The sequence below is a fragment of the Candidatus Albibeggiatoa sp. nov. BB20 genome, from assembly GCA_016744725.1.
GTDB lineage: Bacteria > Pseudomonadota > Gammaproteobacteria > Beggiatoales > Beggiatoaceae > Albibeggiatoa.
In genome coordinates this window covers 21,513-29,585 of the sequence record JADGDW010000039.1, presented here as the reverse complement: position 1 = coordinate 29,585, position 8,073 = coordinate 21,513, and the positions used below count along the sequence as shown (strand labels likewise).

Annotated in this window: 8 protein-coding genes; 5 read left to right on the top strand and 3 right to left on the bottom strand. The window is 36.0% G+C overall.

Translation table 11 applies throughout. The annotated features are described in order from the left end of the window. Positions 1-204: 204 nt before the first annotated feature. The 4 genes from ABXH34_RS06530 (at position 205) to ABXH34_RS06515 (ending at position 3,855) form a co-directional block, all read left to right on the top strand. Positions 205-2,196: a heavy metal translocating P-type ATPase gene (locus tag ABXH34_RS06530; RefSeq protein WP_353571061.1), complete on the top strand. Its 1,992-nt coding sequence runs from the start codon at positions 205-207 to the stop codon at positions 2,194-2,196. Positions 2,197-2,226: 30 nt separating this feature from the next. After that, complete coding sequence (locus ABXH34_RS06525) at positions 2,227-2,826, top strand: GNAT family N-acetyltransferase (protein ID WP_353571060.1); 600 nt, start codon at positions 2,227-2,229, stop codon at positions 2,824-2,826. A 36-nt stretch (positions 2,827-2,862) separates the two neighbouring features. After that, positions 2,863-3,240, top strand: a complete 378-nt coding sequence (locus ABXH34_RS06520; RefSeq protein ID WP_353571059.1) for an SET domain-containing protein-lysine N-methyltransferase — start codon at positions 2,863-2,865, stop codon at positions 3,238-3,240. An 84-nt stretch (positions 3,241-3,324) separates the two neighbouring features. Beyond that, positions 3,325-3,855, top strand: coding sequence for a YqfO family protein (locus tag ABXH34_RS06515; protein WP_353571058.1), 531 nt, complete (start codon positions 3,325-3,327; stop codon positions 3,853-3,855). 286 nt (positions 3,856-4,141) lie between these two features. On the opposite strand, the gene ABXH34_RS18730 is transcribed toward ABXH34_RS06515, so the two are convergent. Then, positions 4,142-4,255, bottom strand: a complete 114-nt coding sequence (locus ABXH34_RS18730) for an IS1/IS1595 family N-terminal zinc-binding domain-containing protein (RefSeq protein WP_502710398.1) — start codon at positions 4,253-4,255, stop codon at positions 4,142-4,144. 190 nt (positions 4,256-4,445) lie between these two features. Between ABXH34_RS18730 and ABXH34_RS06510 the strand changes: the two genes are divergently transcribed. Next, the gene (locus ABXH34_RS06510; protein WP_353571057.1) at positions 4,446-5,792 is read left to right on the top strand and encodes a hypothetical protein; all 1,347 of its coding nucleotides are present in this window, start codon (positions 4,446-4,448) and stop codon (positions 5,790-5,792) included. A gap of 280 nt (positions 5,793-6,072) precedes the next feature. Here ABXH34_RS06510 and ABXH34_RS06505 read toward each other — a convergent pair whose 3' ends face one another. Together ABXH34_RS06505 and ABXH34_RS06500 are read right to left on the bottom strand one after the other, a co-directional pair. Then, on the bottom strand, positions 6,073-7,026 hold the full coding sequence (locus ABXH34_RS06505) for a class I SAM-dependent methyltransferase (RefSeq protein ID WP_353571056.1): 954 nt from the start codon (positions 7,024-7,026) through the stop codon (positions 6,073-6,075). A gap of 72 nt (positions 7,027-7,098) precedes the next feature. Then, positions 7,099-7,971, bottom strand: coding sequence for a lysozyme inhibitor LprI family protein (locus tag ABXH34_RS06500; protein WP_353571055.1), 873 nt, complete (start codon positions 7,969-7,971; stop codon positions 7,099-7,101). Positions 7,972-8,073: the final 102 nt, after the last annotated feature.

The window sequence follows — 8,073 nt, the reverse complement described above, 5'->3', positions numbered from 1 at the left end:
GGCAGTCCTTTTATACTTTAAATATCAATCACTTTTAAAATCAAGGACTGCCAGTCCTGTATCACTTTAAAATAAAACGACTATATATCAAATCTAATTCCAGCAAAATAATATCAGGTAAACAGCGAAAACCCTTTTTGTTATTTGAGAGGCCACTGAACGCAATGCCCAATCTAAAACACATTATTTTTAATAAGGAATTTTATGCTAATTGAGTTAGCTATATTAGGTGGCACAATCGCTTGGCTTAGTTCTGGTTCTAAAGATAAAAAAGCCATTGATTCTAAAAAAATGCCGACGGTTAAGCAGCATAAAAATTGGCTACAAAATATACAAAATACGTTATTAGCTCAGCCAACCCCCAAAATTAAGGATTTAATCTTACCAACCACAGCTATTGGCTTAGTTTTATTAGGCGTTAGTTTTCCTGCATTCTATCTATTCGGCAGTTTAGCGGCATTATATTTAGCACAAAATTTCATTTATGCGACATGGTTAGACATAAAACAGGGACATTACATTACAATTTATGTCATGTCTTTGCTACTAGCAATCAGTATGATGATAACAGGTAACCTATTCCTAGCAACAATAGGCATTTTAGCTAGTGATTTTATGGTGAAATTAGTCAAAAAAACCGAAGAAATGTCAAAAAAGCAGTTAATTAATATTTTTTCTGAACAACCCACTCATGTTTGGCTAGAAAAACAAGGTATTGAAATCAAAGTTCCTTTTGAGAATATACAAAAATATGATGTTATTGTTGTTTATGCAGGAGAAATAATTCCTGTCGATGGCATCATTCAAAAAGGGGCTGCTAGCATCGATCAGCATATATTAACAGGTGAAAGTATTGCAGTAGAAAAAAACTTAGGTGATGAGGTATTTGCTGCAACCTTAGTGCTAACAGGGCGTATTCATATTGAAGTGCAAACTGCTGGTAATGAGACAGTTGCCGCTAAAATAGGCCATATTCTCAATAACACCCAAAGTTATAAAGAAAATTTAGTATTACGTGGGAAAAGTATTGCTGATAATCTATTACCAATCGAGCTAGGGGCAAGTGGATTGGCACTTATGCTTATAGGTCCTGTGGCTGCGATGGCAACTCTGTGGTCAGGATTAGGTTATCGTATGATGGTCTATGGCCCTATTAGTGTTTTGAATTATCTGCAAATTTTTTCACATCAAGGCATTTTAATCAAAGATGGGCGTATTTTAGAATCACTGCACCAAGTAGATACCATTGTGTTTGACAAAACAGGTACTTTAACCCTTGAACAACCAGCGATTGGAGCTATTCATTTATTTGAAAATTATAATGATGAAAATCAATTACTAAGCTATGCTGCCAGTGCAGAATACCGTCAAATCCATCCGATCGCAAAAGCTATTATTGATAAGGCCACAGTTCAACAAGTCCCATTACATGTTCCAGATTCAACTCATTGTATCGTTGGTTACGGTATTAAGGTACAAGTGCAGCAGCACAATATTTGTGTGGGTAGTGCCCGTTTTATGCAGTGCGAAAATGTCGTACTCAGTCCTCAAGTTAATCTCATCCAACAACAAGCAGAACAACAGGGGCATTCACTTATTTATGTAGCAATTAACGATGAATTGGCAGGAATTTTAGAAATGCAGCCCAGCATTCGCCCAGAAGCACAGCAACTGATTGATTATTTGCATCAACGTGGTTTAAGCACTTATATTATTTCTGGAGACCATGAGCAACCCACACGTAATATTGCTAATCAATTGGGCATTCAACATTATTTTGCAGAAACCCTACCTGAACAAAAAGCTGATTTAGTAAAACAACTACGTGATGAAGGCAAATTTGTGTGTTTTATTGGAGATGGAATTAATGATGCAATTGCGTTAAAATCTGCCCAAATTTCTATTTCCATGCAAGGTGCATCCAGTGCAGCAACTGACACCGCACAAATTATTTTGCTCAATGGCTCTCTGTCCTCCTTGGAAGCATTATTTAAGCTCATGGATGAATTTGAGAGTACGATGGATAATAATTTATGGTTAAGTATCGTACCTGGTATGTTGAATATTGGTGGTGTGTATATACTGCATTTTGGTTTGGCAACCAGCATGAGCATTTTTTACTTAGGTTCAACCGCAGGTTTGGTCAATACATTATTGCCTTTTATTAAACATCAACAACCTACAGCAAAAGAATAGTCAATCTATCAGGATTCTCGGTCATTAGTTATGCAAATATCATTTGAACAGCCTATCTCAGGTTTTGAATTTCACATCAGTCCTATATTAGATGAACATGTTAAACATTTAATAAAACTTGCTCAACATCCTCAATTACCAGATTTAATGGGTTGGGATACGTATTTTGAAGATAATGATATAACAGGTTTTCTCGATGCGATTTCAGAATATGCACTATCTTATTCCAAACCCAGCCAACCTATTGTTTTCGGTATTTATCCAGCTTCATACTTATTACCCGTTGGTTATTTGGTACTTAAAGGGTTTAACCAAGATGAGCGCACGGCTGAAATTGGTATTGCGATTTTAAATCAAAAATTTAAGGGCTTAGGTCGATTCGTATCAAGACTGATAATTGAATATAGTTTTACACAATTGCAATTACACACGCTTGCCGCCACTATTTTATGCTCAAATAAAAACTCCATTAATATGACCAAAAAACTAGGCTTCTCAACCAAGGAAGTTTTATATAAATCATGGGCGTTACCCAATGGTGAACTTGCTGATATGGAGTGGTTAGAACTCAACTATACAACATGGCAACAGCAAATGAGCCGACGTTATCAAGTGAAAGTTATTACCTAGACAGTATTTTTTATTTTCACATTATAGAGATTATTTATGATTGCAGTTCAACTATTTCCTAATAAAGGGCGTGGAGTCGTTGCAACCACAACCATACCTAAAGATACTGTTATTGAGCGTGTGCCATCTGCCTCCTTTCCTGCTGAGCAAAGAGCAATGATAGATTCAACCAGTGTTGCTAAATATTATTTTGTTTTGCCATCAGAATATGAGCAACATGATAATATTGATGGATATTTTGTATTTGGGCTGTCATCACTATGTAATCATAAGGAGACACCAAATGCTTATATTAAATGGATAAAAACAGAAACAGGGCTGTGGGCACATTTAATTGCATTGCAAGATATTAAAATGGACCAAGAAGTATCGTTGTTTTATACCAACGTGGATGAATATCAATTTAACAACTAAATTGGCTATTTTGCGTAGTAGATTGTATCTTTAGCTTTTTAATAATTCATATTTAATTTTTAACTCACACCAAGGAAAATGTTCATGAGTGCCAAAAAATCAATTAGAACTGTAGTTTATGGTGCGCTGTTAGTAATGGGCTTTACAACTTCTCCATCATATGGGCTTGAACCATCATCTTTACCTAACACCTCACCTGAACAAATTAAAGGAGATGGTTACCAGTTTCAACATGTTTATTTAGTTGAAATTCATGTGCCTAATGCCAATGTCAATAAAGTGATAGAAGCTCTTGTTGCAGCGGTTAGTTTAGATTATGGTAAAAAATACGATCAAGTTTTGTATATTGATTCACCGGGTTTGGAACACTTCCGCCCAAAAGGTAATTCTAAAGGTGGGAAACATACTGCTGCTTTAGAAGACCCTTCAACTCGCATTACTTTTTCTATTCCTCACGATAATGAATTACTGCAAAAAGCGGTCAATGCAATGTATAAAGCACATAGTTATGAAGAACCTGTTGTGTATGTTAAGGAATTATGGCGCACTCAAGCAACTAATGCTGGAGACAATAATCCAAACCGTTGGTGGAACAAAGAAGAAACTAAAAAATAGCTGAAGAAGGTAGCTCATTCCTAAATTCTGAGGCTGTAAAAGAACTGTAAAAACAATGATTTTAATATTTGTAAGCTATTGACTTTACAGAATCCTAAATCAAAAAAAGTGAGTTCTTTTACAGCCTCTCTACTTAATAATACCTGTTCTAAAAGTTTTACTTTACAAGAAAGACTTTTAGCAAGCTGATATTGCAAGACAAGTATTCCTAAAATTGAGTTTGAGAACGAGTAAATAGAAATTTATCTACTAACTCTCTTTTTTCTGCTGTTATACCTGCTTTTTCTCACTCTTTTACAAACTCTCTTCCACACTCTTTACACATCATTTTTAGCTTTTTATTATATATCGTTCCATTTTTTACACAACTCCCTGATCCGCACTTTGGATAAACTGCCATTATTTAGATTTAACCTCATTATTATTCCTAATAAGATTAAAAACCACTACTTATATACAACCCCCCCCCTTTTTAATTCTTGACATTTTTATTTAATATATTTATCATTAAAAATTGAATTTTTCATTTTCGATGATTTATTATTAATTGTAATAAACTTTTATTCTAATTAAAGTGGAGAAGCATTATAATGAGTGTAATAGGAATTATTAAAGGTATTGTTAGTACTGCATTTAGTGTTAAAGAATTTGCGGATAAAATTCGTGATGAACCTGAAGAGGATGACACTAAATGGATGCAACAACAGCTTGATGATCTGCTAAAAGGGCAAAATGAAATTAAAAATTCCCTTGAATACCTCTTAGGAACTATCGAATGGCAAGCAGTGGAGGAGACGATCATTCCTCAGTTTCAGGCAATTCTTTTTCGCTATGCTCAACTGCAACGTTTTGATTCTCCAGATTATGATACCCCAGAAAAACGAGCACAATGGGCTTCGGACACGAAGGATGAAATGGACAGGGCGCTCAGTTACATTGAGTCGGCTATTTTGGAGAGTGCCACGCCATCCCATCAATCCCTTTGGGTTGAATACGTTGATTATCTGGGTAGCGTTGAAACAGGAGATGGTCATCTTAAGCAAAGCAAGCATCAGCTCCTCTACCAATATATGCTCTATCTTTTCCAAATACAGGGAATGGCTTACGCTTGCTATATGAACGCTCGCACTGTTCTTGATGAAATCAGTGATGATCTTCTGGAACGTGGCCAAGAATCCTATGGCAACCAGTTGGAGCAACAGGGATTTCCTCTCCTTTCCACACTGAATCCACAGTTTGAAGTGAATAATAATCAACGAAGTGCTGCCCTTCCTGGAGGGATCATGGACTTGAAAAGAAGCCCAGTGCAATACTATGATTATGCAAATAATGTTGCTGATGAAGGCATGGTTGTTACGGGCATTCGCTTTTACCTTGAACCACCTAACACACCTGATGAACCATATACCAAAAATCTTTACGTGGAGATCAAACAAGCAAAACCACAGCCCTTTGGTGTAACGCTGGAATCTAGCGACTGGAAACGTTCTGCTAATCCTGACATGAGACGGGGTGGTCGCACAGCTGATAACACCCCTTATCAGGTTAGTGTTAACATGGATACTGATGATGATGTTGATAATTTTAATAATATTACTGTAGTCACAGGTGTTCAGCTTGAATACGGAGAGTTATTGAAGTGTTCTATTCAGACAGCTAAACTTAATATTGAAACGGGTGAATTGAATGAAGCGTCCAGAACTTGGACAAAAGGAGATCAAGTGGGCATGGCAAGAGCCCTTCATCTTGAAACCATTGAGTTATCGGCCTCTCCAGGTTCATGTATATCGGGTATGTCTTGGAATCACCGTCATCTGTCAAACGATTTCCGCCTTGCTTATCAGTTTAAAACATTTTGTGTGGTTGATTTGGCTTCTAAAGAGCAGGGTGAACAAATTTTATCCGATTTGAGAAGAGATATTACAGAAACTGCATAAAAATCTCAGCTCAAAAAGCTGATGTTTTTCTTGCAACTTTTGCTCATTCCCACAAGTTTTGTGGGAATACCTACCCAGTTACTCCAACGGCAAGAAACAAAACTATCGAGTATATTCATGACGCGGCGCGTCTGGACTGCATTTCAACGAAGCTTACTGGAACGAGACAACGTAAAACCTGTTTTTAGCCATTAACTTAATGGCCGTGACATGCCATGTAGGAACAAGAATTTTTTTAGATCAATCTACCAATATGTCTTATAAGCGTAATAAATACCTTTTATGGCTTTTTACGAGCATAAACTGTAATTGAACCATGTTTGCCTGCTAAAGTTTCAATAATATAGCCAATAATGCCAACAGGTATCCAAATAATACTGGTTATTAATTGTATGGCTAATACTGATTTAGATAGGGTTTTTAGGGGTATACCGCCTTGTAAAAATCGGTAAAAACCATTGATTTCTGATGGTGTAAAACGATTCGCTGCACTTTGCAACCAACCATATAAATTTTGAATCATATCACCCGCTTCAATTGATTCAATTTCATAGCCTTCAGACTCTAACAACATTACTAGACTTTTAGGCGTAAAATGGTACAAATGGCGTGGCACATCTAAGTGAAACCATGTGGTTAAGTTCAATCGAGCTTGATAACTCGCGGCATTTGGGACGCTGATACAAATACGCTGATGATCTGCCAAAATCAAACTCATACGACGCAAAGAGGCAACAGGATCAGCTAAATGTTCAAAAACATGCCAATAAATGATTAAATCAAAATATTGAGCAGGAAAATCTAGTTTCTTCTCAGTCAGCATATTCACATCAGGATTATTTAAAATCCAATCAGCCGCTTCATCAGATTCAAAGCAATAGACTTCACAACCTAATTGTTTAAGCTCTTTTAATAAATAAGCCCGCCCACAGCCAATTTCTAAAATCCGTTTGGGTTGAAAGCGTTTAAAAAATTGTGTGGCATTGCGTTGATGATTGAACCTAAAAATATTCTCAATCAGTGGACTGAATTTACCTTTTTTAGAATTATAATAAGCCTGTCCATAATAATCTTGCTGCATATTGCCAGAGGTAACATAACAGCTACAATGCGGACAATTTAACAAGCTAAAAACCTGTTTACTAATATAATCCTTGCATTGTTGATTTGATAAAATTAAGATGCTTTGTTTACAAATCGGGCAAATATCACCTGTGTTAGGCATGGTTGTCATGGTTATGATTCATTGTTGTTTTTTACTAATTCGGCGAATATTGATAAAAATGATGTTAATACACTATTTTTATCATTGAATAAGCTTTTGGCTGGTAATTTGTAATTCATCACCAACCCGTTCTTTTACAAGCTCAAATAATTCTAATTCATCTTCCTTATTTTTCACATATTTAAGCAACTCTTGCCGTATTAAAATGAGTTTGTATTGATTTACTGAATAATAATCTATCCCGTGTTCAACTGCATTAATTCGATACTGTGAAATAACCTGTTTTTTATCTATATCAAGCGTTAAATGGGCTAGTTGACTGTATTGTTTATTAAACTCAAATTGCTTTTGTTCAGGCTGATATAACCAACATAAATAAGGTACATTTGCGCCCGCTGGCAATAATTCCATCAAACGAATATCTTTATAACCATCAAAATTAACATCTTCAATTTTAAAGCCTTCACCGCTATCCAGCCAAAGCGTTTCAGTCTCTTTTAACATGTCTGATACATGCTCAATAATCAAAGTCTGATGATACCCGTCTTGATTAGAAATAATGATTTTTTGAACGTGTGCGGTGTCTTCATCAGCAATCCCCACTAATTCAAATTGGAATGATGCTAGCTCAGGATGAATTTGTGCTGGAAACTGCCATGTTTTCTGACTGAGTTCTCGAATATGTTGCTCATATTGTTGGCGTAGACAATCCTTTTTTTTTGCCTCACAATTATGCTCTAAACTGGCTAACCATGATTTTTGCAAATCCTCAGCGTCACCCGTTTTTAATGCTTGTTGCTGATAGAGCTGCTCTAAATGCTCATTTGCCCGACTGAGTCGATAATCTCCACAAATGACTTGAGTCATAGCTGTTGATGGGAGCTTGCAGTCAATCGCCATCACATAAGGTGTTAATGACAATATTGCAAGAAAAATAGATATAAACCGTATCATTTCAAAGCCTCCATTAACTGGATATTTACATTAGCTTAGCTGATATAAACAGGAATTGAAATAGGCTAAACGCACTGGAATCAGTCAAGTGATGTGTATTTA